This window comes from Candidatus Symbiothrix dinenymphae (assembly GCF_001431085.1).
Genome location: NZ_BBRU01000064.1, coordinates 1 through 1,062 on the forward strand (window position 1 = coordinate 1; position 1,062 = coordinate 1,062).

General features: G+C 42.5%; 1 protein-coding gene. It reads right to left on the reverse strand.

All coding sequences use genetic code 11. The annotated features are described in order from the left end of the window. Positions 1-58: 58 nt before the first annotated feature. A partial coding sequence (locus ASC50_RS01090; protein ID WP_420885199.1) for a glycoside hydrolase family 27 protein occupies positions 59-1,062 on the reverse strand: 1,004 nt, incomplete at its 5' end.

Sequence of the window (1,062 nt, forward strand, 5' to 3'; positions counted from 1 at the left end):
ACCGGTGATATAGGTCCCCATTTTGATGATTTTGAAAGAAGACCGAATAAATGGAATCCTATGAGTGTATTAGAAATTTTAATGGCTTTGCCCAAGCATCTACAGGGCATGACCTCCATGGAACTCTGAAACCTTGAATGCTTAATGCATCTTGATTGATGGCTATCAGTTCTTTATTCGTTATTAAATCCAAAGTTTGTTTGTCCATTTTTCGAATGTCGTTGCCTAAAATCAGTGGCGAACATAGAATTGCCCACAATGCAAAATGGGTTTGGTCTTCGTAGAATGACATTCCATTGCCCACTTCCATCATATCCATGTCATTCCAATGACCGGGACCGGCCGCGCGCCTTAATTCATCTTGACTGTGCTTGTCTAAAATTTCTAATACACTCATAGGATTCCATTTATTCGGTCTTCTTTCAAAATCATCAAAATGGGGACCTATATCACCGGTAGTTCGCCATAGATGACCCACAGCCGCTCCCCATTTCCATGGTTGCGTCTTGCCCCACTCACAAATACTGAAAATCATAGGCCGCCCTGCTGCATACAAAGCATCGCGCATAGTGATGTAAGCCTCTGTGACATTCAAATTGTCAGTATTGCACCAGTCATATTTCAGATAATCAATGCCCCATTCCGCATATTTCAAGGCATCTTGATACTCATGTCCCCGACTGCCGGCATACCCTGCGCAAGTATGCGTGCCGCCACAATTATAGATTCCTAACTTCAAACCTTTGGAATGCACATAGTCTGCCAGGGCTTTCATGCCATGAGGAAATTTGACAGGGTCGGCAACAAGATTGCCTTGCTTGTCCCTGTCCCTGGTAGACCAACCATCATCAATGCACACATATTCATACCCTGCATCTTTTAATCCCAATGCGACAAAAGCATCTGCCGTTTCTTTAATTAACTGTTCGTTAATGTTCTGGTCGAACGTATTATTACTGTTCCAACCCATAGGAGGCGTAAGTGCCAGATTTTCGAACTTCTGACTAAACCCGTTGTTAATTCCACAACTCACTAAAATGAGTGATAACACAAATTTTTTTT